Origin of the sequence: Rhodococcus sp. P-2 (genome assembly GCF_016598535.1) — a bacterium.
Lineage (GTDB): Bacteria > Actinomycetota > Actinomycetes > Mycobacteriales > Mycobacteriaceae > Rhodococcus_F > Rhodococcus_F baikonurensis.
Map to the genome: position 1 here is coordinate 97,019 of NZ_CP066779.1, position 23,059 is coordinate 120,077.

Sequence of the window (23,059 nt, forward strand, 5' to 3'; positions counted from 1 at the left end):
CTCGCCGGTGATCATTTCTCGCCGGTGTCGTAACCGCGACGCGTGGCGCCTGCGGTCTTCTCGATGTCGAGCGGCTTCGCCTTGGCCGACGAACTCAGCTGCCACGGAACGCTTGTCACCATCACGCCGGGCTGGAAGAGCAGGCGGCTCTTGAGGCGGAGCGCACTCTGGTTGTGCAGGATCTGCTCCCACCAGTGTCCGACAACGTACTCGGGGATGAACACGGTGACGACGTCACGCGGGGCATCGCGTCGTACACGCTTGACGTAGTCGAGAACCGGCTTGGTGATTTCGCGGTACGGCGATTCGATCACCTTGAGCGGAACCGTCACGTCGCTCTTCTCCCACTCACGCACAAGTGCACGGGTGTCTGGCTCGTCGACGTTGACCGTGATGGCTTCGAGGGTGTCCGGTCGCGTGGCTCGCGCGTAGGCGAGAGCTCGCATGGTCGGCATGTGCAGCTTCGAGACGAGCACGATCGAGTGCGTGCGGCTGGGCAGCACACCGTCCCACTCCTGCTCCTCGAGCTCGGCCGCGACGCTGTCGTAGTGCTTGCGGATCATCTTCATCACGATGAAGATCGCGACCATCGCGACGATGGCGATCCACGCGCCGGCCGCGAACTTGGTGATCAGAACGATGATCAAGACTGTGGCGGTCATTGCCAGACCGATCGAATTGATCACTCGCGAACGCTGCATGCGGGCGCGCTGAGACTTGTCGGTCTCGGACTTCAGATGCCGAGTCCAGTGCTTGATCATGCCGGTCTGGCTGAGCACGAACGAGACGAAGACGCCGACGATGTACAGCTGGATGAGCTTGGTGACCTCGGCGCCGAACACCACGACGAATGCGATAGCGGCACCGGAGAGGAAGAGAATTCCGTTGCTGAACGCCAATCGGTCGCCGCGGGTGTGCAGCTGACGCGGTAGGTACCGATCCTGCGCCAGAATCGATCCGAGTACCGGGAATCCGTTGAACGCGGTGTTCGCGGCCAGAACCAAGATCAGTGCCGTGACGATTGCCATGAAGAAGAATCCGATCGGGAAACCACTGAACACGGCTTCGGCGATCTGCGCGATCAAGGTCTTCTGGTGGTAGCCCTCCGGGGCTCCGACCAGCTGTTCCTGCGGATTGTGGGCGTAGACGATGCCGATCTTCTGAGCCAGGATGATGATGCCCATCAGCAGGACGATGGCGATCGACCCGAGCAGCAGCAAGGTCGTGGCGGCGTTGCGCGACTTCGGCTTCTGGAACGCCGGTACGCCGTTGCTGATGGCCTCGACGCCGGTCAGGGCGGCGCAGCCCGAGGAAAATGCGCGAGCTATCAGGAACGCGAAGGCAATTCCGTACAGATGCGAGTCTTCGGCGTTCAGCGTGAACGACGACGATTCCGCGTGCACGTCCTCACCCAGGACGTAGATCCGGAAGAATCCCCACCCGAGCATCAGGAACATACCGACGATGAACGCGTATGTCGGAATCGCGAACGCCGTGCCGGATTCACGGATACCGCGAAGGTTGACCGCGGTCAACAACACGATCGCGGCGACCGCGAACAGCACCTTGTGCTGCGCGACGAACGGTAGAGCCGAACCGATGTTCGACGCCGCCGACGATATCGACACCGCGACCGTCAGCACGTAGTCGACCATCAGCGCACTACCGACGGTCAGACCGGCGGTCGGGCCCAGGTTGACCGTTGCGACCTCGTAGTCGCCGCCACCGGACGGGTAGGCGTGGACGTTCTGGCGGTAACTCGCCACCACCACAGCCATGACGATGGCTACGGACAATCCGATCCAGGGCGTGTACGCGTACGCGGAAATACCCGCGACGGAGAGAACCAGGAAGATTTCTTCGGGGGCGTACGCGACGGATGACATCGCGTCGGACGCGAAGACCGGTAGTGCAATTCGCTTGGGTAGCAGCGTGTGCCCGAGTTTGTCGCTTCGGAACGGCCGACCGAGCAGGAGCCGCTTGGTAGCGGTCGAGAGCTTAGACACGTGCAAAGCGTAAGCCGTCTCGCCCGATTCGGAGTCATCAGCGCCCCAACTTCACCTTTTGTCGTGACAACCGGCACGCAGGCGACCGTTGTACTTGCTCTTCCCGTGAGGGGCTGTACCGTTCGATTCGGCGTGCAATCGCGCCATGAGGGTCCATGAACGGAGTAGGGCGTGTATGTCGTCATCATGGGGTGCGGTCGGGTGGGTTCGTCCCTCGCCGCATCTCTGACCAGGATCGGACACGAGGTCGCCGTCATCGACCGCGATCAGAGTGCGTTTCTGCGTCTCGATCTCGACTTCCCGGGAACCAAGGTTCTGGGAATGGGGTTCGACCGTGACGTGCTGGTCCGGGCAGGCATCGAGCGCGCGGACGCCTTTGCCGCGGTGTCCTCGGGAGACAATTCCAACATCATCGCAGCACGCGTCGCGCGCGAGACTTTCGGCGTCGAGCGCGTCGTCGCACGTATCTACGACGCCAAGCGTGCCGCCGTCTACGAGCGGCTCGGCATTCCCACGGTCGCCACCGTGCCGTGGTCGACGGATCGTTTCCTGCACACGCTGACCAAGGAAAGTCAGACTGCGAAGTGGCGCGATCCTTCGGGCACCGTTGCCATCACCGAACTTGCCCTGCACGAGGATTGGGCCGGAAAGCCGATCTCCCTCCTCGAGAGCGCGACCAGTTCGCGAGTCGCCTTCGTCATCCGCTTCGGGACCGGCGTTCTCCCCGATCGCAAGACCGTCATCCAAGCCGACGACCAGGTCTACATCGCGGCCGTATCGGGAACCGTCGCCGAGGCTGTCGCGCTCGCCGGCAACCCGCCGCCGAGCGACGACTGAGGAGGCCGCAGATGACTGAACCGCACGCCGCCCCTCACAACAACTCTGCGACTGTGTTGCACTACAACGTGATTGGAAGTTCTCGATGAAGGTCGCCATCGCCGGAGCCGGCGCCGTAGGCCGCTCCATTGCGCGTGAGCTGATTCGAAGCTCACACGACGTCATGCTGATCGAACGCAAGCTCGATCACATCGAACCGGAGTCGGTGCCCGAGGCGAAGTGGGTACATGCGGACGCCTGCGAACTCAGCCGACTCGAGGACGCGTCGATGGAGTCGTACGAGGTCGTGATCGCCGCGACCGGAGACGACAAGGCCAACCTGGTTCTCAGCCTGCTCGCGAAAACCGAGTTCGGAGTTCGCCGAGTTGTCGCCCGCGTCAACGATCCCCGCAACGAATGGCTCTTCGACGAGTCGTGGGGCGTCGACGTCGCCGTCTCGACACCACGGATGCTCGCTTCGCTCGTCGAAGAAGCCGTCTCCGTCGGTGACCTGGTCAAACTGATGACGCTGCGGCAAGGACAGGCCAACCTCGTCGAGATCACGTTGCCCGACAACACACCGCTCGCCGGCAAGGCCGTCAAGAAACTCGAACTGCCGCGAGATTGCGCACTGGTCACCATTCTGCGTGGCGGACGCGTGATCGTCCCGCAGATGGACGATCCCATCGAAGGCGGGGACGAACTGCTCTTCGTTGCGGCCGTCGACGCCGAGGATCAGTTGCGCGTAGCACTCCGTCTCGAAAACTGACACGAGCACACCGACACGAAAGGGAAACTCATGGCACAGGCACCCGAAAACACCGTAGTCACCGACAATCCAAGCCAGAGCCGGTACGAGATCCATGCTGACGGCGACCTCGCCGGCATCGAGGACTACACCACGTCCGGTGACGTCGTCTCGTTCAACCACACCGAGATCTACCCGGCCTTCGAAGGTTTCGGGTTGGCCGGGGTTCTCGTCCGCCAAGCCTTGGACGACCTACGCGCGCGCGGCCTCAAGGTTCACCCGGTCTGCCCGTACGTCGTGAAGTTTCTCGACAAGCACCCCGAGTACCAGGACCTGATCAGCTGAGATCGCGGTCTTCGCGCGGCTTCGTCGGATTCACCGAGCCCACCTCTTCGGACCCTTCGTCCGTTGTGGTGGGCTCGCTGCCTTCGGGCCCCACAACAGGTTCCGGCTCGACGATGCGATCGGCCTTACGCACCGCCCAGACCGTCACGAGCAGCACCAAACCGGTCAGTGGCCACCCCATGCCGATGCGGGCGACTGCGAGCCATCCGGTGTGGTCGGTGTCGTAGAGCTGTGACTGAACGAGATACCGCGCGCCGAAGACCAGCGCCCACGCCGCCGTCGCGATGTCGTAGAGCCGGACGGCGGAGCTGTGCTTACGCCAGAGATTGCCGTGCCCGTTGAGATAGCCCCAGATGATTCCGACGAGTGGCCAGCGCACGAGGATGGAAATCAGGAAGACCGCACCATAGGCGAGGCTCGTGTAGATACCGAAGAGGAAATATCCTTTGGCATCGCCGGTGCGATAGGCGATGAACGCGGAAACTCCGACTCCGAGAAACCCGGAAATAGCGGGTTGGAGGGAATCCTTGCGAAAGAGGCGCCAGGCCGCGATAGCGACAGCGACGCCCAATGCGGCCCAGATTGCCGCAGTGAGGTTCCAGATGCTGTTGACCGGGACAAAAATCAGAATCGGCAAAGACGAATAGATCAGACCACTCAGCCCGCCGAGTTGGTCTATTACCGATCGCTGTTGTGTTTCAGTCACCTGTCGAGGGTGCCACAGTCACCGAGTTGCACGGTAAATGCGGGAAACGCGCCTATTCGCCGCGCAGTTCGTAGTAAGGGTTGAAGATCGCCTTGCGACCGTCACGCTCGCCCACACGACCGCGGATCAGCAGGGTCTTACCGGTCTCGATACCCGGGATCCGGCGACGCCCGATCCAGACGAGATTGATCACCTCGGTGCCGTCGAAGAACTCGGCCTCGATACTGGCATTGCCCGACTTGGGGCAGGCGTCGACGCTGCGGAGTCGGCCCACCATCGTGACCTCTTCACCGCGACGACAATCGCACGCCTTCTGACCTCCGGAAGCCTTGTTGGACTCGGCCATTTCCTGGGCGTCCAACTGGTCGACGTCCTCGGTCAGACGCTGGGTCAGTCGACGAAAATATCCTGCGGCGGCGGGTGCCATTGCGCGCTCCTGCGAACATGTGTGACGCAAGGGTCTCGCGTCACGTGAAGGGCTGTGTGATCGCCACTGTAGACCCATTACGAGCGTGTAACCACACCGGTCAGTCCGCGTCTCGGGGGCACCGGGCAAGATCAAAAGATGCAGAACTCAGAATCGGCGACCGTTGCCGTCGTTCTCCCAGGTACAGGCTCTGACGCCCACTTCGCGGACCGTGCATTCCGGGCGCCGCTGGCGGCTCTGGGTGTGCGCATCGTCGCAATTGAACCGGACCCTCGGCGTGTCGTGGACGGCTACCTGGACGCGATGAACAGCGCCGCGGACACGTACGGCCGAATCATCGTCGGAGGGGTCTCGATCGGGGCGGCCGTTGCGCTCCAGTGGGCAGCCGCGAACCCCGATCGAACCGCGAGCGTGTTGGCAGCGCTTCCGGCCTGGATCGGGTCGGCGGACGACGCACCCGCTGCGGCGAGCGCGAAGTTCACCGCAGGGCAACTGCGCTCCGAAGGTTTGGAGGCGGTGATCGCGGCAATGCTCGCGTCGAGTCCGGCATGGCTCGGAGCCGAACTCGAGCGCTCCTGGCGCTCGCAGTGGCCCGATCTCCCGGCAGCACTCGACGAGGCTGCGTCGTACCACTCGCTCGGCGAGAGCGAGCTACGGGCGGTGGGTGTTCCGGTCGGCATTGCGTCGGCGGTGGACGATCCGGTTCATCCCGCGGCGGTAGCGCAAAGCTGGGCGGCGGCACTGCCCCGCGGCGCAGTCGCCACGACGACGCTCGACATGATCGGGCGCGATCCCGCTGTTCTGGGGGCCACCTGCATCAAAGCGCTCGCGGCGATCGAATCCGATACCACCGCGAGCGCCTGAAGAAAACCCTGTTACTGACCCAATTGCTGCATGGCAGAACCGGATTCGCCGCTACGAGGCGGCGGGGTCGGTCGCGCCGGGGGTGCCGGCGGAGCGGGTGGAGCTGCCTGCTGTTGCTGCTGGGCGGCGACCTGCTGCTGCTGAGCTGCCGCCAGCTGCTGCTCGTGTGCGGCGGCCAACTGCTCGGCGAGTATCTGCGGGAGCACGACGGGCAGCGGTGTCCGCACCGGATGCGGCTCCGATCCTCGGTTGACGACGGTGTCGCGCAGGATGTCGCGTGCGATTGCGACCAGCGGGGCGTTCGCGGCTGTGGATCCGCTCGGACCCGCGACGACGCAGCGCACCATCCATCGCGGACCGTCGACGCCGATGAACCGCAGGTCCATATTGGCCGTCACAGCAGCCAGTTCCCGGCCCCACGGGCCGTTCTCGACGCTCACCGCGGAATTGTCGTCGCGAAGCGACTGCGCGAGCTCAGCCACGACCTCTCGCCACTGACCGGGTGATTTCGGGGCGGCGTAAGCGGCTACGGTGACGCGACCGTGCTCGGTGACCAGGTGCACGGCCTGCGGCGAACCGTTGGGCGCCATCTCGACCTGCAACTGTCCGCCGGTCGGCATCGGCACCAGAACGGACCCGAGATCCAGGCGCTGACCGTCACGGCCTGCCGTCGGATCGTCGGAATCGATCTCCGAGATGTCGTAGGGGCCTTCCGATTCGTCACCGAACTCGTCGCCGGCGGCATCGAGATCGTCTTCGACCTCGTCGACCTCCACCGACTCGTCGTTCTCGTCACCGAAGAAGCTGGTGGGTTCCTCGTCGACGTCTGTCTTCTTCTTGCGTCCGAACATGATTCAGACTCCCTCTCCGACTACCGCGCCAGGCACATCGGTATCGAGTATCGCGTGACCGCCGCTGGAACCGTAGCCTCCGGTTCCTCTGGTCGTGTCGTCCAGCGACTCGACTTCCTCGAAAACAGGGAGTTCGACTCGTTGAACCACGAGCTGAGCGATTCGGTCACCGCGGCGGATGTCGATGGCTGTGGCCGGATCGAGATTGATCAAGCAGACCTTGAGTTCGCCCCGGTATCCCGCGTCCACGGTTCCGGGCGCATTCACGATCGACAGTCCCGATTTGGCGGCGAGTCCGGAACGCGGATGGATCAACCCGACGGTGCCCACCGGCAACGCGATCGCGATCCCCGTTCCGACCAGTGTTCTATGGCCGGGTTCGATGGTGACGTCGCTGGTGGAGCACAGATCCACACCCGCATCCCCGGGATGCGCACGCTGTGGAACGGGCAGGTCTGGATCCAGTCGCTTCAAGGCGATGGAGAGATGGTCGCTCACGTGGGCCAAGACTACTCGTAGCGACGGACTATCCTTGACAGGTGCCCGAAACATCTCGACCTGACGTCGCCACCACAACGCCCCCGTCCACGACGCTGTACTCCGAGCGCCTGTGGGTGCCGATCTGGTGGTGGATCGCCGGGCTGGCCGTAGCCGGACTCCTCGCGGCCGAGGTCCACATGGGCCGCCCGGGGCTTCTCTCGTACCTGGCCTACGTCGTGCTGCTTCCCATCCCGATCTGGGCGGCATTCTGGCTCAGCCGGATGCGCGTCGAGGTGGTCAAGACAGCAGGGGTGAAAGAACTGCACGTGGGTAGAGCCCACCTGCCGGTCGAACTGATTTCGCGGGCGGCAGCAGTGCCGGCATCCGCGAAGAGTGCGGCGATGGGGCGCCAACTCGATCCGTCGGCGTTCGTCCAACATCGCCCCTGGGTCAAGACAATGGTGTTGATCGTTCTCGACGACCCGGAGGATCCCACGCCGTACTGGTTGGTGAGCACACGTCGTCCCGCCGATCTGCTGGCTGCGCTGGATCGCTGACCAGCGCGGTCACAGCAAAGCAGTACGTCCCGACCCTTGGTCGACCCTCGAGCTGACGGGTCGACCACCGGGAAGGGAGATCAGGCAGCGCAGTCCATGCACACGAGCTGTCCGTTGGCATCACTGGCCAGGCGGCTGCGGTGATGAACCAGGAAGCAGCTCGAACATGTGAACTCGTCTGCCTGCTTCGGAACCACTCGAACCGAGAGTTCCTCGCCGGAAAGGTCGGCACCCGGCAGCTCGAAGGACTCCGCGGTGTCCGTCTCGTCGATGTCGACGACGGCTGACTGCGCTTCGTTGCGTCGCGCCTTCAGCTCCTCGAGCGAGTCCTCCGAAACCTCGTCGGACTCTGTACGCCTCGGTGCGTCGTAGTCAGTTGCCATCTCGTCTACCCCATCCTCTTCGTGTATCCCGGTCCCGTGTGCGCCGAGAATCCGGTAGATCCTTGATGCGCATGGAAACCGCCGTGGCATCCAGATCATTCCCTGTCGCTGCATAACGCTGCAGGACTGGAATTAGTGCCCGGAAGTTCCTTCCGAGAACGTGATCTGCGCCTCATTTGGTTGTCATTTCGGCGTCCTGCCGATGCCCAGTTGAACGACCTGGGCCGCCAGACAGTAGCCGACGTGAGCACGAAAGTAGTAACCGAATCGGAAATTTCCGAAAAATGACTGCGAATTGTCACCAAGGCAAGAGCAAGCTGTGACCTTTCGGCGATGTTTTCGGGCCGAATCCGGGTAGAAACAGGCCGGTAATCGGCCAACTGGCGGTGGGCGATCGACAGCAGTTCGACGCGTCGAGCCTCGCTTCGGCTGTGTCGTCACACATGCCCTCTAAGGTAGGCACCGAACGTCATGCCGGCACCGCTCGGCCCGATGGCGAAGTAGAAGTTTCGTCAAGAAAGTCGAGGGATACCGTGGTTTCTCTGATCACCGAAGGCAGCTCTACCGATGACCAGGGACGTCCGTTCCGCCGTCGGCGCGCGTGGCCGGTGATCGCCGTGTTCGCGGTACTCGCATTGATCGGCAGTGTGTTGTGGGTTCGCATCCTGAGCGCCGAGGCCGAAGTCAGTGACACCGTGGCCTGCAACCTCCCGCAGCCTTCCTCCGATCCGTCGGCAGCGGCGCCACTGCCGTTGGGAACCGTCGTCGACCGGTCGAAGCTGCTCGACGTCGACCCCGCTCCCCTGGCGGCCACCAAGGTTCGCGTGTTCAACGCCAACGGTGAACACGGTCAGGCGGCCCAGGTGGCGGCGCAACTGAGCGAATTCGGCTTCTCCAGCGCGCCGGACGTTCAGGTCGGAAACGACCCCGTCTACGTCGACCAGAACATGGAGTGCCAGGGTCAGATCCGTTTCGGAGCGAACGGCCTCGCCGCCGCCAGTTCCGTCTGGCTGGTCGCCCCCTGTGCCGAACTGGTCCAGGACGGTCGCGGCGACGACACAGTCGACCTGGCTCTCGGCACCTACAACAAGGGCGCCCTCACCCCCAACACAGACGCCACCGCGATCTTGCATGCCCTGGCCGAGCAGCCCGCGAACGCCGAAGTCGCCCCGATGGACATCGCGCTGCTCAAAGCGGCCCGCACCGCACGCTGCTGACAAGCCTCAGCTCGGAATCGGCTGATCCGCACCGATCGAACTGAGCATGCCGGCGAACTGCTCGGCAATTGCCGGAGCCACCGCGTAGACGACATCGCCGTCTGCCGAAGTGGAATCGGGCGCCGGGACGTTGATGACAGCGCCCGCTTCGGAAGCGATCAGCGAGCCCGCTGCCCAGTCCCACGGACTCAGTCCGTGCTCGAAGTGGGCGTCGACCCGGCCGGTGGCCACCATGCACAGATCCAAAGCAGCCGAACCGATGCGTCGGATGTCGCGAACCTGCGGCAGGATCTGCCCGATAAACGTGCCCTGCACCTTCCGGCGATCCGCTCCGTAACCGAAACCGGTGGCCAACAGCGCCATTGACAGCTCGGTCACCGCATTGGCGCGTAGGTCGCTGGCGACGCCGTCGGCCGTTGTCATGGTTGCGCCGCCGCCCCGATGCGCGGAGTACGTTGTTTCCATCGACACGTCGACCACAGCGCCGGCCACCGAGATTCCGTCGATCTGCACGGCCACCGAAATGGCGAACGCGGGGATTCCGTAGAGAAAATTCACCGTGCCGTCTATGGGATCGACGACCCATCGAACTCCCGCGGAATCGTCGGTGTCTCCGCCACCTTCCTCACCCAAGATCGAATCTGCAGGCCGCAATTGCGCGAGAAGATCGCGAATCACCTGCTCGGTTTCGGTGTCGACCACCGTGACGGGATCGGTGGGCGTGCTCTTCGCAGCAACCGAACCACCCTCGGCGGCACCGGAACCCACCAGGCCGAATACCTCGGGCCGACGCAAGCGGACGTGTTCGGCTGCGCGTTCGGCGACGGCTACGGCAACTGCCCGCAAATGTGCGGGATCCAGAGAATCGGAGGAAAAGTCGGGCAACGTTCTTTCTGAAGGGCGCACCGGACCATCGCAACACATCTCTACCGAGGGGCACCACTCGAACGCCTCGAGTCGCACGCGCCCGGGTCCTTGTTCGGGTTAGTGTTTGCAACGGTAGATCGTGACCTCGAATTCGACACTCAGGAGCGCAGGACGATGACAACCACAGGTTTCGGGATCGATGTCGGCGGCAGCGGCGTCAAGGGCGGCACGATCGACCTGAGCACCGGGGAAATGATCGGTGACCGCATCAAGATCCTGACCCCGCAGCCGTCCACTCCCGATGCGATCGCGGGCACTGTGGCCGAGATCGTCGAGCAGGCCGAGTGGACCGGTCCGGTCGGCATCACCTTGCCCGCTGTCGTGACCGGCGGCGTCGCGCGCAGCGCTGCGAACATCGACAAGTCCTGGATCGACACCGACGCGGCCGCGCTCTTCGGCAAGGCCCTGGGCGGCCGCGAGGTCACCGTCCTCAACGACGCCGACGCTGCCGGAATCGCCGAGGACTCCTTCGGGGCGGGCAAGGACACCTCCGGCGTCGTGATCCTCTTGACCTTCGGCACCGGAATCGGATCTGCCGTGTTGCACAACGGAGTTCTGTTGCCCAACACCGAGTTCGGTCACCTCGAGGTCGACGGCAAGGAAGCCGAGCATCGAGCGGCCTCGTCGGTGAAGGAAAAGAAGGACTGGAGCTACAAGGAGTGGGCGGTCGAGGTCTCGCGAGTTCTGACCACCTTCGAGAACCTGCTCTGGCCCGACCTCTTCATCGCCGGCGGCGGCATCAGCCGCAAACACGAGAAGTGGATTCCGCATCTGACCAACCGCACGAAGGTCGTCCCCGCCACCCTGCTGAACACTGCGGGAATCGCCGGAGCTGCACTCGCGTCGGTCGGATTGACCAGGCCGGCTCCCGTCGCCGGATGAGAAAACCCGCACGTGAAAAGCGGAAAATCTACCTGTTACGGCCCGCCGTGACGTAAGAGTTTCCTGAGAGTCGTTACAATGGTGAAGTCCGGCTGCGCGCCGGCCAACAACCATTGACCTCTCCGCCGGATCACCACTCTGGCGTGACGCCGCACGACACCGTCACGAAAGGGCGTACGTGGCAGCCACCGATACACGTCAGACTGCTGATTCTCCATCAGAGTCAGAGCCACAATCTCCAGCCGTGGAGGCGGCCACCGTCACCGCTCCGGCAGCCAAGAAGGCTCCGGCGAAAAAGGCCCCCGCCAAGAAGGCAGCAGCAAAGAAGGCTCCGGCCAAGAAAGCTCCGGCCAAGAAGGCAGCAGCTAAGAAGGCCAGCCCCAAGAAGGCCGGCGATCCTGACGCCGAAGACGGCGATGTCGAGTTGGAAGACATCGACATCACGGACGGCGACCTTGCCGAGGTCGAGTCCGATGTCGTCGAGGTCGTAGCAGTCGGCGAAGACGAAGAGACCGCTGCAGAGCCGTCCGAGAAGGACAAGGCTTCCGGCGACTTCGTCTGGGACGAGGAAGAGTCCGAAGCTCTCCGTCAGGCACGCAAGGATGCCGAACTGACGGCGTCCGCCGACTCGGTTCGCGCTTACCTCAAGCAGATCGGCAAGGTCGCACTCCTCAACGCCGAAGAGGAAGTCGAACTGGCCAAGCGCATCGAAGCAGGCCTCTACGCTGTGCAGATCATGCAGGACCTCGCCGACAAGGGCGAGAAGTTGCCTGCGGCTCAGCGACGCGACATGAGCTGGATCTGCCGCGACGGCAACCGTGCCAAGAACCACCTCCTCGAGGCCAACCTTCGCCTGGTCGTCTCGCTGGCCAAGCGCTACACGGGCCGTGGCATGGCGTTCCTGGACCTCATCCAGGAAGGCAACCTCGGTCTGATCCGTGCAGTCGAGAAGTTCGACTACACCAAGGGTTACAAGTTCTCGACCTACGCCACGTGGTGGATCCGTCAGGCCATCACCCGCGCAATGGCCGACCAGGCTCGCACCATCCGCATTCCGGTGCACATGGTCGAGGTCATCAACAAGCTCGGCCGTATCCAGCGTGAGCTGCTCCAGGACCTGGGCCGTGAGCCCACGCCGGAAGAGCTCGCCAAGGAAATGGACATCACGCCGGAAAAGGTGCTGGAAATCCAGCAGTACGCGCGTGAGCCGATCTCTCTCGACCAGACCATCGGCGACGAGGGCGACAGCCAGCTCGGTGACTTCATCGAGGACTCCGAAGCTGTAGTCGCAGTCGACGCCGTCTCGTTCACCTTGCTGCAGGATCAGCTGCAGTCGGTACTCGAGACGCTGTCCGAGCGCGAAGCCGGCGTGGTTCGCCTCCGCTTCGGTCTCACCGACGGTCAGCCGAGGACTTTAGACGAAATCGGACAGGTCTACGGCGTCACGCGTGAGCGTATCCGCCAGATCGAATCGAAGACGATGTCGAAGTTGCGCCACCCGTCGCGTTCGCAGGTTCTGCGCGACTACCTCGACTAGTCACACCAGTTACGCGCAGAAGAGCCGCTCTCCGGATTTCCGGAGAGCGGCTCTTCTGCGTTTGCCGCCTCAGACCAAGAGTGTGTCCCGGAGTTGTGCGATATCGTCCTCGCTCAACTGCAGACCGTCCCGGACGTAGTTGTCGAAGTTGCCGTACACCCGATCCACCGTGGCGAAAGACGTGTCCAGCCAGGACTGTTCGACGCCGTCGATGAACGCGCTCCCCGTGCGAGGTCCGGTGAGGTACTGATTGCTGAGCATGTAGTCGGTATTCACATCCGAGCGACTCACGCCGAGGACGGTCAGGAGAACTGCAGTCATCCAGCCGGTACGGTCCTTGCCCGCCGAGCAGTGGTAGAGGACTGCACCGTCAGTGTCCGCGACGTTCACCAGTGCGTCGTGGAATGCGCGGCTCGCCCCCGGATCGGTCACCATCAACGCGTACATCGTCGGCATGTCCACCAGCGCCGGGAGGTTGGCGGGGTTGGTTCCGACGACGTCGAACCAGTTGCTTCGCGCCCCGCTCGGAATACGGTCCTGCGAGAGCGTCCGCTCGACGACCGTGCGGAAGTCGGCAACCGATTCCACTCCGCGTTCGCTCAACGACGCGAGATCCGACGGTGTCAGCTTGTCGAGGGCATTCGAGCGAAACACCTTCCCCCACCGAACGGTCTGCCCGTCTTCGGTGACGTAGCCGCCGATGTCACGCGCGTTCGACGCACCCTCGAGGTGCAGCGATCGATCCGCGGCAACCTGCGCAGCTGAGGGTCCGGCTTGTTCGAGCGTGGGAATTCCACCGGCAAGCGCCGGTACCGGAGCGCACGAGAGGATCACCGCGCACAGGACTGTCGCGGCGGGACGGGCGATTCTGTTCGACATCCGGACAGGATAGGGCCGCATTCAGGACTTCGTACGAACCTTGATGTACAACGAGGCAACGGGTTCGATAACTCTTGCCGCCACCGGACCGATCACGGCCATCAAGAGCACGTAAGCCGTTGCCAATGCGGCAAGTTCGGCGTCGACGGCACCCGCGGACACCGCCAGGCCGGCGATGATGATGGAGAACTCACCGCGGGCGATCAGAGCAGCACCGGCACGCGCCTGACCCATTCGCGCGACACCCTGACGTCTGGCCGCCCAGGCTCCGGTGATCAGCTTCGTGATCGCGGTCACGACGGCCAGAATCGCCGCCCACCCGAGGACGGGCGGAATGGAACTGGGATCGGTGTTGAGACCGAAGACCACGAAGAACATCGCGGCGAACAGATCTCGTAGGGGCTCGAGCACGCGACTGGCATTGTGCGCCGTCGACCCCGAGATCGCGATTCCGAGGAGGAACGCACCCACCGCCGCCGACACCTGCATCGCAGAGCTGATACCGGCAACCAACAATGCGGCACCGAGCAGCTTGAGCAACAGCGTCTCGCTGTCGGGGCTGTCGAGGAGCGCGGAGACGTACCGTCCGTATCGCAGAGCCACAACGAGAACCACGGTGATGACCAGCAACGAGATTCCGACCGCTTCGAGCCCGCCCATGAAGCTGACGCCCGCCAGCATTGCGGTCAGAATCGGCAGGTACAGCGCCATTGCCAGGTCTTCGAACACCAGAATCGACAGCACGACCGGTGTTTCGCGGTTACCGAGGCGCCCCAGGTCGCTGAGCACCTTGGCGATGATTCCCGAAGACGAGATGTAGGTGACGCCGGCCATGACCGTCGCCCCCACGACGCCCCAGCCGAGAATCAAGCCGACCACCGCGCCGGGAGTCGCGTTGAGGACGATGTCGACGATGCCCGCTACCCGTGAGCGTTTGAGACCGGTGACGAGCTCGGCCGCCGTGTATTCGAGCCCCAACAGCAGCAAAAGCAGGACGATCCCGATCTCACTTGCCAGATGGGAGAACTCGCCGATGTCGCCGAGCTGGATGAAACCGCCCTGTCCGAAGCACAGGCCGCCGATCAGATAGAACGGGATCGGCGACATGCCGACGCGAGCAGCGAGCCGTCCGAGCAGTCCGAGCGCGAAGAAGACCGCGCCGAGTTCGATCAGTGCGAGGGTGGTTGTGTCCACGCGCCAGTCAGCCGTTGGCCAAGATTTTTGCCGCTGCGGCCAAACCGTCCGGCGTTCCGACTGCGACGAGGAGGTCTCCCCCGGTGAAGGTGAAGTCGGGGTTCGGCGACGGGCTCACCTGTCCCGCGCGCATGACGGCGACGATGGAGACCCCGGTACGGGTGCGCATGCCGGTGTCCCCGAGTGTCTGCCCGTCGTAGCGCGACCCGTCCTTGATGTAGAGCTGTTTGGTTCGAATTCCCGGAAGGTCACGGTGCTCTTCTTCGAGCTGTGCAACCAGCTGTGGGGCACCCAGGAGATTGCTGAGCGCTGCCGCTTCCTCGGTGGTCAGAGGCAGTGAGGCAGCACACGCGTCAGGGTCGTCTGCCTTGGACACGATGAGATCGGTATGACCGTCCCGATGGGTGACGACACCCACGCGACGACCGGAAGACAGAACAAAATCCTTGCGCGTCCCGATCCCCGGTAGTGGGGTGACTTCTACGTTCATATACCAACGGTAGCGCCGATCGGCGACCCGCATCGCGTGAGGGCCGTAATCCGCCGAACGCAGTCCACGGCGGGCGAATCGGCGAACTACCGAACCGGCGCAAACACGCCGTTCGCGTCCGGAAGATACTCGACGACAGCGGTGACGGCTGCGGCCGGAATCGGGTCGTACAAATGCGGGAATCGCATCGATTCCGGGTCCGAGGGAACACCTGGTTCGTACTTCACCTCACCGCCGAGCAAGGCCGGATCGATGGCGAGAAGCACGATGTCGTCCCGGCCGGCGAAGATCCGATTCGCCGGGAGATGAACTTGCGCCGGAGTCGACATGTGAACAAAGCCCTCGGCCTCGAATCCGTCGGGGATGCGTTCACCGATCTGTTGTGCCCGCGCCCATTCCTCGCGCGTGCACATGTGGAGCAACTCGACGCTCGCGTCGACAAGTGGTTCGCGTCCGGGGTTCATCAGCCCAGAATATCGGGCTGAGGTCGGCGATCCGAATCAGCTGTCAGCGAACAATCTTCACCGGAGAATGCCTGCCCAGCGCATTTCCAGTGAGACACAACACTAAGAAACGCCTTCGGGAACAACCCGTAAACCCCAAACGTCTGTAAGAGTGGATCTACCGCGCCATTCCGACGCGGCGGACCAGGCCCCAGGCACGCGGCCCGAATGCCGCAAAGCCAGTACGGAGGAGTCATGCCCGGAACACTGACCAGCCCACAGTTGACCGCTGCCGACCGGTGCGACCGGTGCGGTGCCGGAGCACGCGTACGCGCTGTGCTTCCCACCGGCGGCGAGCTTCTCTTCTGTGGACACCACGCAACCGAACACGCGGATCGACTTCGCGAGATGAATGCCGTCGTCTCCGAAAGCGAACCCGCAATCTGACCTGTCAGCCGGGGGTGGCCTCTTCACGAGGCGCGCCATGAACGCCAGAACGGGCGATCACATTCACTGTGATCGCCCGTTCTGCCGTCCAGGGGTCTTCTGTCGTTCGCGGGCCCTGGAGGAGCGTTATCGGCTGCTACCAGCTGCGGAGAATCGCGATGCGTTCGGTCAGCTGATCGACAGTCGCGATGGCCGTCGGCGGGCCGCCGCACACTCGGCGCAGTTCCGCGTGAATGATGCCGTGCGGCTTACCGGTGCGGTGAACGTTCATCGCCACCAACCCGTTGAGCTCCTTGCGGAGCGCACCGAGCTGATCTGCCGTGGCCGCTCGATCGGATACCACTGCCGCCGTCGGTTGCGGGGCGGCAGCCTTGGCAGAGTTGGCCTCGACCTGCGTCTGCTGACGTTGACGCAGCAACGCCCGCATCTGATCGGCGTCGAGTAGGCCGGGGAGCCCGAGGTAGTCTGCTTCCTCGTCACTTCCGGCGAATGTCGCGGTACCGAAGGACGATCCGTCGTAGATCACCTGGTCGAGTTCGGCGTCGGCGCCCAGGGATGTGAACGCCTTCTCCTCCTCGCCCAGCTCGTCCTTCTGCTTGTTCGCATCGGCGAGCAGGTCGTCTTCGAGGCCGTCCTTCTCACGATGCGGCTTCCCGAGTACGTGGTCACGCTGGGCCTCGAGCTGCGCGGCAAGGTCGAGAAGCACCGGCACCGACGGCAGGAAGACGCTGGCGGTTTCGCCCTTACGCCGTGAACGCACGAAGCGCCCGATCGCCTGAGCAAAGTACAGCGGGGTGGACGCGCTGGTTGCATACACACCGACCGCCAGGCGAGGAACGTCGACGCCCTCGGACACCATGCGGACCGCGACCATCCATTTCTGGTCGCTCGCACCGAATTCGGCGATTCGCTTGGACGCGGTGGGGTCGTCGGACAGCACGACGGCCGGTTGTTCGCCGGTGATCGCGGTGAGCGCCTTCGCATACTCACGGGCGACAGTCTGGTCGGTTGCGATGACAAGTCCGCCGGCATCGGGCATACCGGTACTGCGCAGCTGCGCCAAACGGGTGTCTGCTGCTTGCAGCACGGCAGGAATCCAGTCCCCGGCAGGGTCCAAGGCCGTACGCCAGGCGCGAGTCGTCTGCTCGGCGCTCAGCGGCTCGCCGAGGCGAGCCGTGAATTCCTCGCCCGCGTTGTTTCGCCACCGCGCTTCGCCCGAATAGGCGAGAAACACGACGGGTCGAACCACGCCGTCCTTGAGTGCATCCGAATATCCGTAGGAGTGATCGGCTTTCGAGCGGAGCAGGCCTTCCTTGTCGGGCTCGTACTCGACGAAAGGAATAGCGCTGTCGTCACTGCGGAACGGGGTTCCGGTCAGTGCGAGACGCCTGGTCGCGTCGCCGAACGCCTCACGAATGGCGTCGCCCCAACTCTTGGCGTCGCCGCCGTGGTGGATCTCGTCGAGGATGACCAGCGTCTTGCGGCCCTCGGTGCGCACGCGATGCTTCGACGGGTGCGAGGCAACCTGGGCGTAGGTCAGCACGACGCCGTGATAGTCACTCGAGGTCTGGCCGGTCGAGTTGGAGAACCGCGAGTCCAATGCCAGTCCGGAGCGCTGAGCGGACTCCGCCCACTGGTGCTTGAGGTGCTCGGTCGGCGCCACGACGGTTATCTGGTCGACCGTCCGGTCGCGGAGCAATTCCGAAGCTACCCGCAGAGCGAAGGTGGTCTTACCTGCTCCCGGAGTTGCGACTGCCAGAAAGTCACGGGGACTGCTGGAAAGGTATTTGGTCAGTGCACGGCGCTGCCATGCACGAAGGGAACCGGTAGGGGCGCCAGGTTGGGTTCCCGCGGATTGACCTCCGGCGGGTTCGGGCGAATTGCCGAACTCGGCTGCCACGGTCTCAGACGTCATAGGCCGCGCCTCCACTGGAATCGCACTGTTGTCTCGCGCTCCTCGAATTTTCATCAATGTCCGGCGACGAGCCTAGCCGTCGCCACCGACGAAAGCCGCACTCGAAGCGCGTACTCATGGCCGTTCTCACTCCGGCCGGCGAGGTTTCGCTGCTCTCGCATCCTGCCGACCTGCACGCGAATTGTCTCAGAAATGTGCGACACGTCGGCGCCATGGTTGGGCAACCGGGTGTGTCGTCAGGGATGCTGGAGACATCATGAGTGAAGCGCGAGGCGAGAAGTCGAGCGGAAGTGATCTGCACCACCGCAGATGGCATCCGCTACGCCGCACCGGGCAGTTGATCGGTCGAACCCTGAGCAAGGCCTGGGACGATTCCATCTTCGGAAAGGCGGCTACGGCCGCGTTCTGGCAAACGCTGTCACTGGCTCCCCTGCTGCTCGGTCTTCTCGGAATGATCGGCTATATCGGTGGGTGGTTCGGACCCAACACCGTCGAGATCATCGAATCCAAGATCGTCACGTTCAGCGGGACGATCTTCAGCGAAAGCGTCGTCGACCAGATCATCCGTCCGACAGTGACGGACGTGCTCCAGCGCGGACGACCGGAGATCATCTCGGTCGGCTTCCTGCTCTCACTGTGGGCGGGGTCGTCGGCGATCAGTACGTTCGTCGACTCGATCGTGGAGGCACACGGTCAGCAGGATGCCCGCAATCCCATCTGGCAGCGCATCTTCGCCCTGCTGCTCTACGTGATGTTCCTGGTGATGGCGGTGTTCATCCTCCCGCTGGTAGCACTGGGCCCGACGCTCGTCGGGCGCGCACTACCCGCATCCTGGTATGTGGTCGGATCGAATCTGGTCGACACGTTCTACTACCCCGCAGTCGGCCTGCTGGTGATCATCGGCCTCACGACGCTCTACAAGGTCGCTCTGCCGAAGTCGCTGCCGTGGCATCGGCTCCTCGCCGGCGCTCTGGTCGCCGGTGTGTTCTTCATGGCTGCGAGCACCGGATTGCGCTGGTACCTGGGATTCGTCACCAGCACCGGCTACACGTACGGAGCGTTGGCAACGCCGATCGCCTTTCTGCTCTTCACGTTCTTCCTCGGTTTCGCCGTCGTGCTCGGCGCCGAGTTCAACGCGACCGTGCAGGAGTTCTGGCCGGCTCGAGCCACCCGGATGGAGCAGATGCGAGAGTGGCTCGCGGCTCAGAAGACCGATGACGAATCCGGCCCGGTCACCAACCTGACCTGGCACCTGGCCACCAGCCCGATCCGCATCTCGGGCGACAAAGCGGATCCGGCCACTGTCCCCTCGTACGGGCGGCCGCGCAGCAGACAAACGGAGTCGCGACAGAACTCCTGCGTCGACCAGGATCACTGCGACAACCCGCAGGCAGACGCGAAGAGCCCGGCGGCCGACTGCGTCGAGGCTGTCGATCCGCCGAGCTCTGGAAGTACTGCCGCTCGCGTGACCCGAGGTCAGTCGCCCTTACGGAGTCCTTCGTAAATCTTCTTGCAGTCCGGGCACACCGGTGATCCCGGCTTGGCGGACTTCGTCACGGGAAACACCTCACCGCACAGCGCGACGACATGGGTTCCCATGACGGCGCTCTCGGCGATCTTGTTCTTCTTCACGTAGTGGAAGAACTTCGGGGTGTCGTCGTCGGTCGTTTCGTCGGTGGAGACGTCGGGACGTTCCTTGGTTTGAGTGCTCACCCCTCCAATAATGCCGTCTCCGTCACAGCGGTGCGACCCACGGGTCGTGTGCAATTGTCGGCCGAGAGTGGAACAGTGGAGTCATGGCACGAAATGGCGCGTTCGGCAGGTCCGACGAGGCCGGGACTCCCGACAATCCCGTACTGATCACCGAAGCGCAGCAGTCCGTCGAAGAACAGCACAAAGCCCGAGTGCGCAAGTACATGATCATCATGTCCTTCCGGTTCCCGGCGTTGATCCTCGCGGCGATCGCGTACGGCATCTGGGCCAACGCCTGGATCTCGATGCTCATCATCGGTGCATCGATTCCGCTTCCCTGGATCGCCGTCCTGATCGCCAACGACCGACCACCGCGCACCAAGGACGAACCGAGTCGATACGACGGGCGAAAGAAGACCGCAGGCGAGATCGAATCCGCGACGCACCACACCATCGAAGGCTGACAAGTTCCGCCTGCGAGAATGACGGGGTGAGAAGCGAAACGCTCCTGTCCATCACCCCTGCGCTGCGTGGGGCTCTGCTTCGCAATCGATTCGACACGGGAACCATGCTCGAGGCATTGGGTCCCGAAGTTCACGCCGCTCTCGGCCGAAGTGAGCCGGTACCCGTGCGCCGCGCCACCCGGGAACTCGGGGATCTGGGCGTTCTCGTCAGACTGTTCCTTCTCGCCGATGATTGCCCCGCGGGCGACGTCGCCGCGGCGCTGGCTCCACTGACGATTGCGCAGTGTGTCGACGCCGGTCTGCTCGAAGGTGAGAACTTCGACAGTGAGAATCCGCTCGTGCGGGCCGCGGTCGATCTTCGTCCCATCGATGTCGGCGACGGCGATCGTTGGGTGATCTCGGACCTCGACGGCGGAATCCGTCCCAAGAAGGCCACGGCCGATCACGTGCTGGGAGTCGGGCACGCGTCACTGTCCTTGCTACAGGCCACTCCCACCGCGAAGGTCGGCAGCGTGCTCGACCTCGGTACCGGATGCGGCATCCAAGCCCTGCACGCGAACACGTACGCCGATTCGGTCACCGCAACCGACATCAATCAACGCGCCGTCGACCTCACGGCAGCAACCATGGCCCTCAACGGACTGGACGTCGAACTGCTTCAAGGGTCCTGGTTCGAACCCGTCGAGGGTCGAACTTTCGACCAGGTGGTCGCCAATCCCCCGTTTGTCGTCGGCGAGGCACGCGTGCATCACACGTACCGCGATTCCGGACTCGATCTCGACGGTGCGAGCGAATTGATGATCTCGCGCTCGATCGACTACCTGAACCCCGGCGGCACGGCAGCACTGTTGGCATCGTGGGTGCACATCGAAGGACAGGACTGGCGTTCGCGGATCGCGTCGTGGCTGCCGGCGCACGGCGTCGACGCCTGGGTGGTGCAGCGCGACGTGGCGGATCCAGCTCTGTACGTCGGTACGTGGCTCAAGGACGGCGGGCAGGATCCGCGAGATCCGGAAACGGCATCGAGAGCAAACGCCTGGCTGGATCACCTCGAAGAAGCCGATGTCGAGGGCGTCGGCTTCGGTTTCGTGTTCCTTCGCCGCACCGACTCCCCCACCGACCTGATGGCCGAGGACCTCATGCACGGCTTCTCGGACCCGCTCGGGGCCGAGGCGCTCGCATACTTCGACCGTCTTGCCTGGTTGCGTGAACACGACGTCCTCGAGGAACGATTCGTTCTCGATTCGGACACCGCACTCGAACGCGTCTATCTCCCCGGCGACGAGGGATGGCGGCCGGTCGTCACTCGCGTGCACCGCGGAAACGGACCGCATTGGCAACACGAGATCGACGAACTGGGCGCTGCGCTGCTGGCCGGCCTTCGAGCGGATGGACTGGTGGTCGACGAGCTGGTCGAACTTCTCGCCGCGGCGAACGACGAAGACCCGGACCAACTACGTGAGGCCGTCGTCACATTGCTGGTCTCGCTCGTCCGGCACGGGTTGGTGCTTCCCGTCACGAACTGAGTTCCCGGTGAGTTGCAGATTTTTGTGTTCTCAGCAACTTCTCAGGACGACTGGGAAATAACTGCAGGTCACGGCGATTTTGCGGAAATCGGCACGGGAACTTTCCCGGAACTCTCACACGTTGAACTGTGTGAGAGACCGCCGATAGGGAGGCAAGTCATGACAAGCCCCAGCACCACTACTCGCATTCGTCCGAGCGCCGCAGATCTGGACGCCCAGAGCCCGGCCGCAGACCTGGTCCGCGTCTACCTGAACGGGATCGGTCGTACTGCACTGCTGACAGCAGCAGACGAGGTCGAACTGGCGAAGCGAATCGAAGCGGGGCTGTACGCCAGCCACGTTCTTGCCACGGGAAAGCGCCTGACAGTCGCCAAGAAGAGGGATCTCGCAACAATCGTTCGCGAGGGACAGTCGGCGCGTAGCCACCTCCTGGAAGCGAACCTGCGACTCGTCGTGTCGCTGGCCAAGCGCTACACCGGCCGCGGCATGCCGCTCCTCGATCTCATTCAAGAAGGCAACCTCGGACTCATCCGTGCCATGGAGAAGTTCGACTACGCCAAGGGCTTCAAGTTCTCGACGTACGCCACCTGGTGGATCCGTCAGGCGATCACCCGCGGAATGGCTGATCAGAGCCGCACCATCCGGCTCCCAGTCCACCTCGTGGAGCAGGTGAACAAGCTCGCACGCATCAAGCGCGAACTGCACCAGCAGCTCGGACGCGAAGCGACCGACGACGAGTTGGCCGAAGAGTCGGGCATCCCGGCCCACAAGATCGCGGACCTGCTCGATCACAGCCGTGACCCGGTAAGCCTCGACATGCCGGTCGGTAACGACGAAGAAGCGCCGTTGGGCGACTTCATCGAAGATTCCGAGGCGACTTCGGCGGAGAACGCCGTCATCGCCGGTCTGCTGCACAGCGATGTGCGCAGCGTGCTCGGGACCCTCGACGAGCGAGAGCAGCAGGTCATCCGACTTCGCTACGGTCTCGACGACGGCCAGCCTCGCACCCTCGATCAGATCGGCAAGCTCTTCGGCCTCTCCCGTGAGCGGGTTCGTCAGATCGAGCGCGAGGTCATGGGCAAGCTCCGCGTCGGTGACCGCGCCGAGAAACTGCGGTCCTACGCAAGCTGATCAAACAACACAGCACGTGCGTCAGCGCGCCACACCACTCGCGCTGACGCACCGCACAAAGCACCGGCCACCGCTACTTCCCTCCCCCTCGGGAATGTGCGGTGGCCGGTGTTGTTCGCTGTGTCCATCTCG

The 23,059-nt window shown here is 63.6% G+C and carries 26 protein-coding genes; 13 read left to right on the top strand and 13 right to left on the bottom strand.

The window, feature by feature from the left end; all coding sequences use genetic code 11:
• Positions 1-11: 11 nt before the first annotated feature.
• Complete coding sequence (locus tag I7X09_RS00470; RefSeq protein ID WP_095970528.1) at positions 12-2,006, bottom strand: APC family permease; 1,995 nt, start codon at positions 2,004-2,006, stop codon at positions 12-14.
• A 171-nt stretch (positions 2,007-2,177) separates the two neighbouring features.
• Between I7X09_RS00470 and I7X09_RS00475 the strand changes: the two genes are divergently transcribed.
• From I7X09_RS00475 to I7X09_RS00485, 3 genes are all read left to right on the top strand, one after another.
• Positions 2,178-2,843 (top strand): potassium channel family protein, encoded by a 666-nt coding sequence (locus I7X09_RS00475; protein WP_095970529.1) that lies wholly within the window; start codon positions 2,178-2,180, stop codon positions 2,841-2,843.
• Positions 2,844-2,928: 85 nt separating this feature from the next.
• A complete protein-coding gene (locus I7X09_RS00480) occupies positions 2,929-3,591 on the top strand; it encodes a potassium channel family protein (protein ID WP_003942632.1) in 663 nt (220 codons plus the stop codon).
• A 30-nt stretch (positions 3,592-3,621) separates the two neighbouring features.
• Positions 3,622-3,915: a GNAT family N-acetyltransferase gene (locus I7X09_RS00485; protein ID WP_095970530.1), complete on the top strand. Its 294-nt coding sequence runs from the start codon at positions 3,622-3,624 to the stop codon at positions 3,913-3,915.
• Here I7X09_RS00485 and I7X09_RS00490 read toward each other — a convergent pair.
• Together I7X09_RS00490 and I7X09_RS00495 are read right to left on the bottom strand one after the other, a co-directional pair.
• Positions 3,908-4,621 (bottom strand): DUF3159 domain-containing protein, encoded by a 714-nt coding sequence (locus tag I7X09_RS00490; protein ID WP_095970531.1) that lies wholly within the window; start codon positions 4,619-4,621, stop codon positions 3,908-3,910. The genes I7X09_RS00485 and I7X09_RS00490 overlap by 8 nt on opposite strands.
• A gap of 52 nt (positions 4,622-4,673) precedes the next feature.
• A complete protein-coding gene (locus I7X09_RS00495; RefSeq protein WP_003942613.1) occupies positions 4,674-5,048 on the bottom strand; it encodes an OB-fold nucleic acid binding domain-containing protein in 375 nt (124 codons plus the stop codon).
• A 138-nt stretch (positions 5,049-5,186) separates the two neighbouring features.
• Between I7X09_RS00495 and I7X09_RS00500 the strand changes: the two genes are divergently transcribed.
• On the top strand, positions 5,187-5,912 hold the full coding sequence (locus I7X09_RS00500; RefSeq protein ID WP_200315051.1) for an alpha/beta fold hydrolase: 726 nt from the start codon (positions 5,187-5,189) through the stop codon (positions 5,910-5,912).
• An 11-nt stretch (positions 5,913-5,923) separates the two neighbouring features.
• Here I7X09_RS00500 and I7X09_RS00505 read toward each other — a convergent pair whose 3' ends face one another.
• Together I7X09_RS00505 and dut are read right to left on the bottom strand one after the other, a co-directional pair.
• On the bottom strand, positions 5,924-6,763 hold the full coding sequence (locus I7X09_RS00505) for a DUF3710 domain-containing protein (RefSeq protein WP_200315052.1): 840 nt from the start codon (positions 6,761-6,763) through the stop codon (positions 5,924-5,926).
• A gap of 3 nt (positions 6,764-6,766) precedes the next feature.
• On the bottom strand, positions 6,767-7,261 hold the full coding sequence (dut, locus tag I7X09_RS00510; RefSeq protein ID WP_200315054.1) for a dUTP diphosphatase: 495 nt from the start codon (positions 7,259-7,261) through the stop codon (positions 6,767-6,769).
• 41 nt (positions 7,262-7,302) lie between these two features.
• Here dut and I7X09_RS00515 point away from each other — a divergent pair, with 41 nt between their 5' ends.
• The gene (locus I7X09_RS00515) at positions 7,303-7,800 is read left to right on the top strand and encodes a DUF3093 domain-containing protein (protein WP_200315056.1); all 498 of its coding nucleotides are present in this window, start codon (positions 7,303-7,305) and stop codon (positions 7,798-7,800) included.
• A gap of 80 nt (positions 7,801-7,880) precedes the next feature.
• On the opposite strand, the gene I7X09_RS00520 is transcribed toward I7X09_RS00515, so the two are convergent.
• Positions 7,881-8,183, bottom strand: coding sequence for a DUF4193 domain-containing protein (locus I7X09_RS00520; protein WP_003942593.1), 303 nt, complete (start codon positions 8,181-8,183; stop codon positions 7,881-7,883).
• Positions 8,184-8,716: 533 nt separating this feature from the next.
• Here I7X09_RS00520 and cei point away from each other — a divergent pair.
• Entirely contained in the window at positions 8,717-9,400 is a 684-nt protein-coding gene (cei, locus tag I7X09_RS00525) for an envelope integrity protein Cei (protein ID WP_003942618.1), read from the top strand.
• 6 nt (positions 9,401-9,406) lie between these two features.
• Here the strand turns inward: cei and I7X09_RS00530 are convergent, their stop codons facing one another.
• The gene (locus I7X09_RS00530) at positions 9,407-10,285 is read right to left on the bottom strand and encodes an inositol monophosphatase family protein (protein WP_200315058.1); all 879 of its coding nucleotides are present in this window, start codon (positions 10,283-10,285) and stop codon (positions 9,407-9,409) included.
• Positions 10,286-10,441: 156 nt separating this feature from the next.
• On the opposite strand from I7X09_RS00530, the gene ppgK reads away from it, so the two are divergent.
• Both ppgK and I7X09_RS00540 read left to right on the top strand, forming a co-directional pair.
• Positions 10,442-11,209, top strand: a complete 768-nt coding sequence (ppgK, locus tag I7X09_RS00535; protein ID WP_200315060.1) for a polyphosphate--glucose phosphotransferase — start codon at positions 10,442-10,444, stop codon at positions 11,207-11,209.
• A 178-nt stretch (positions 11,210-11,387) separates the two neighbouring features.
• Entirely contained in the window at positions 11,388-12,746 is a 1,359-nt protein-coding gene (locus tag I7X09_RS00540) for an RNA polymerase sigma factor (protein ID WP_019748245.1), read from the top strand.
• A 69-nt stretch (positions 12,747-12,815) separates the two neighbouring features.
• Here I7X09_RS00540 and I7X09_RS00545 read toward each other — a convergent pair whose 3' ends face one another.
• The 4 genes from I7X09_RS00545 to I7X09_RS00560 form a co-directional block, all read right to left on the bottom strand.
• Positions 12,816-13,625: a tyrosine-protein phosphatase gene (locus tag I7X09_RS00545; RefSeq protein WP_200315062.1), complete on the bottom strand. Its 810-nt coding sequence runs from the start codon at positions 13,623-13,625 to the stop codon at positions 12,816-12,818.
• Between the two features lie 21 nt (positions 13,626-13,646).
• A complete protein-coding gene (locus I7X09_RS00550) occupies positions 13,647-14,819 on the bottom strand; it encodes a cation:proton antiporter (RefSeq protein ID WP_003943778.1) in 1,173 nt (390 codons plus the stop codon).
• A gap of 7 nt (positions 14,820-14,826) precedes the next feature.
• On the bottom strand, positions 14,827-15,309 hold the full coding sequence (locus tag I7X09_RS00555; RefSeq protein ID WP_021344116.1) for a cation:proton antiporter regulatory subunit: 483 nt from the start codon (positions 15,307-15,309) through the stop codon (positions 14,827-14,829).
• Between the two features lie 86 nt (positions 15,310-15,395).
• A complete protein-coding gene (locus tag I7X09_RS00560) occupies positions 15,396-15,773 on the bottom strand; it encodes a DUF952 domain-containing protein (protein ID WP_200315064.1) in 378 nt (125 codons plus the stop codon).
• A 234-nt stretch (positions 15,774-16,007) separates the two neighbouring features.
• Between I7X09_RS00560 and I7X09_RS00565 the strand changes: the two genes are divergently transcribed.
• Positions 16,008-16,199, top strand: coding sequence for a DUF7455 domain-containing protein (locus I7X09_RS00565; RefSeq protein ID WP_003942643.1), 192 nt, complete (start codon positions 16,008-16,010; stop codon positions 16,197-16,199).
• Between the two features lie 136 nt (positions 16,200-16,335).
• Here I7X09_RS00565 and I7X09_RS00570 read toward each other — a convergent pair whose 3' ends face one another.
• Positions 16,336-18,114 (bottom strand): DEAD/DEAH box helicase, encoded by a 1,779-nt coding sequence (locus tag I7X09_RS00570; RefSeq protein ID WP_200315066.1) that lies wholly within the window; start codon positions 18,112-18,114, stop codon positions 16,336-16,338.
• A gap of 256 nt (positions 18,115-18,370) precedes the next feature.
• On the opposite strand from I7X09_RS00570, the gene I7X09_RS00575 reads away from it, so the two are divergent.
• Positions 18,371-19,618, top strand: a complete 1,248-nt coding sequence (locus tag I7X09_RS00575; RefSeq protein WP_124569735.1) for a YihY/virulence factor BrkB family protein — start codon at positions 18,371-18,373, stop codon at positions 19,616-19,618.
• Here the strand turns inward: I7X09_RS00575 and I7X09_RS00580 are convergent.
• Entirely contained in the window at positions 19,591-19,827 is a 237-nt protein-coding gene (locus I7X09_RS00580; RefSeq protein ID WP_003942602.1) for a DUF3039 domain-containing protein, read from the bottom strand. The genes I7X09_RS00575 and I7X09_RS00580 overlap by 28 nt on opposite strands.
• A gap of 83 nt (positions 19,828-19,910) precedes the next feature.
• Here I7X09_RS00580 and I7X09_RS00585 point away from each other — a divergent pair, with 83 nt between their 5' ends.
• From I7X09_RS00585 to I7X09_RS00595, 3 genes are all read left to right on the top strand, one after another.
• Positions 19,911-20,270, top strand: coding sequence for a DUF3099 domain-containing protein (locus tag I7X09_RS00585; RefSeq protein ID WP_003942638.1), 360 nt, complete (start codon positions 19,911-19,913; stop codon positions 20,268-20,270).
• Between the two features lie 26 nt (positions 20,271-20,296).
• Positions 20,297-21,796: a DUF7782 domain-containing protein gene (locus I7X09_RS00590; protein ID WP_200315068.1), complete on the top strand. Its 1,500-nt coding sequence runs from the start codon at positions 20,297-20,299 to the stop codon at positions 21,794-21,796.
• Between the two features lie 159 nt (positions 21,797-21,955).
• Positions 21,956-22,927, top strand: coding sequence for a sigma-70 family RNA polymerase sigma factor (locus I7X09_RS00595; protein ID WP_003942639.1), 972 nt, complete (start codon positions 21,956-21,958; stop codon positions 22,925-22,927).
• Positions 22,928-23,059: the final 132 nt, after the last annotated feature.

What these genes read in the sequence shown, in the direction of transcription:
- I7X09_RS00565 (WP_003942643.1), top strand. Translation starts at nt 16,008, where the DNA reads ATGCCCGGAACACTGACCAGCCCACAGTTGACCGCTGCCGACCGGTGC.
- I7X09_RS00505 (WP_200315052.1), bottom strand. Translation starts at nt 6,763, where the DNA reads ATGTTCGGACGCAAGAAGAAGACAGACGTCGACGAGGAACCCACCAGC.
- ppgK (WP_200315060.1), top strand. Translation starts at nt 10,442, where the DNA reads ATGACAACCACAGGTTTCGGGATCGATGTCGGCGGCAGCGGCGTCAAG.
- I7X09_RS00595 (WP_003942639.1), top strand. Translation starts at nt 21,956, where the DNA reads ATGACAAGCCCCAGCACCACTACTCGCATTCGTCCGAGCGCCGCAGAT.
- I7X09_RS00560 (WP_200315064.1), bottom strand. Translation starts at nt 15,773, where the DNA reads ATGAACCCCGGACGCGAACCACTTGTCGACGCGAGCGTCGAGTTGCTC.
- I7X09_RS00545 (WP_200315062.1), bottom strand. Translation starts at nt 13,625, where the DNA reads ATGTCGAACAGAATCGCCCGTCCCGCCGCGACAGTCCTGTGCGCGGTG.
- I7X09_RS00520 (WP_003942593.1), bottom strand. Translation starts at nt 8,183, where the DNA reads ATGGCAACTGACTACGACGCACCGAGGCGTACAGAGTCCGACGAGGTT.
- I7X09_RS00480 (WP_003942632.1), top strand. Translation starts at nt 2,929, where the DNA reads ATGAAGGTCGCCATCGCCGGAGCCGGCGCCGTAGGCCGCTCCATTGCG.
- I7X09_RS00495 (WP_003942613.1), bottom strand. Translation starts at nt 5,048, where the DNA reads ATGGCACCCGCCGCCGCAGGATATTTTCGTCGACTGACCCAGCGTCTG.
- I7X09_RS00585 (WP_003942638.1), top strand. Translation starts at nt 19,911, where the DNA reads ATGGCACGAAATGGCGCGTTCGGCAGGTCCGACGAGGCCGGGACTCCC.
- I7X09_RS00500 (WP_200315051.1), top strand. Translation starts at nt 5,187, where the DNA reads ATGCAGAACTCAGAATCGGCGACCGTTGCCGTCGTTCTCCCAGGTACA.
- I7X09_RS00575 (WP_124569735.1), top strand. Translation starts at nt 18,371, where the DNA reads ATGAGTGAAGCGCGAGGCGAGAAGTCGAGCGGAAGTGATCTGCACCAC.
- I7X09_RS00555 (WP_021344116.1), bottom strand. Translation starts at nt 15,309, where the DNA reads ATGAACGTAGAAGTCACCCCACTACCGGGGATCGGGACGCGCAAGGAT.
- I7X09_RS00485 (WP_095970530.1), top strand. Translation starts at nt 3,622, where the DNA reads ATGGCACAGGCACCCGAAAACACCGTAGTCACCGACAATCCAAGCCAG.
- I7X09_RS00570 (WP_200315066.1), bottom strand. Translation starts at nt 18,114, where the DNA reads ATGACGTCTGAGACCGTGGCAGCCGAGTTCGGCAATTCGCCCGAACCC.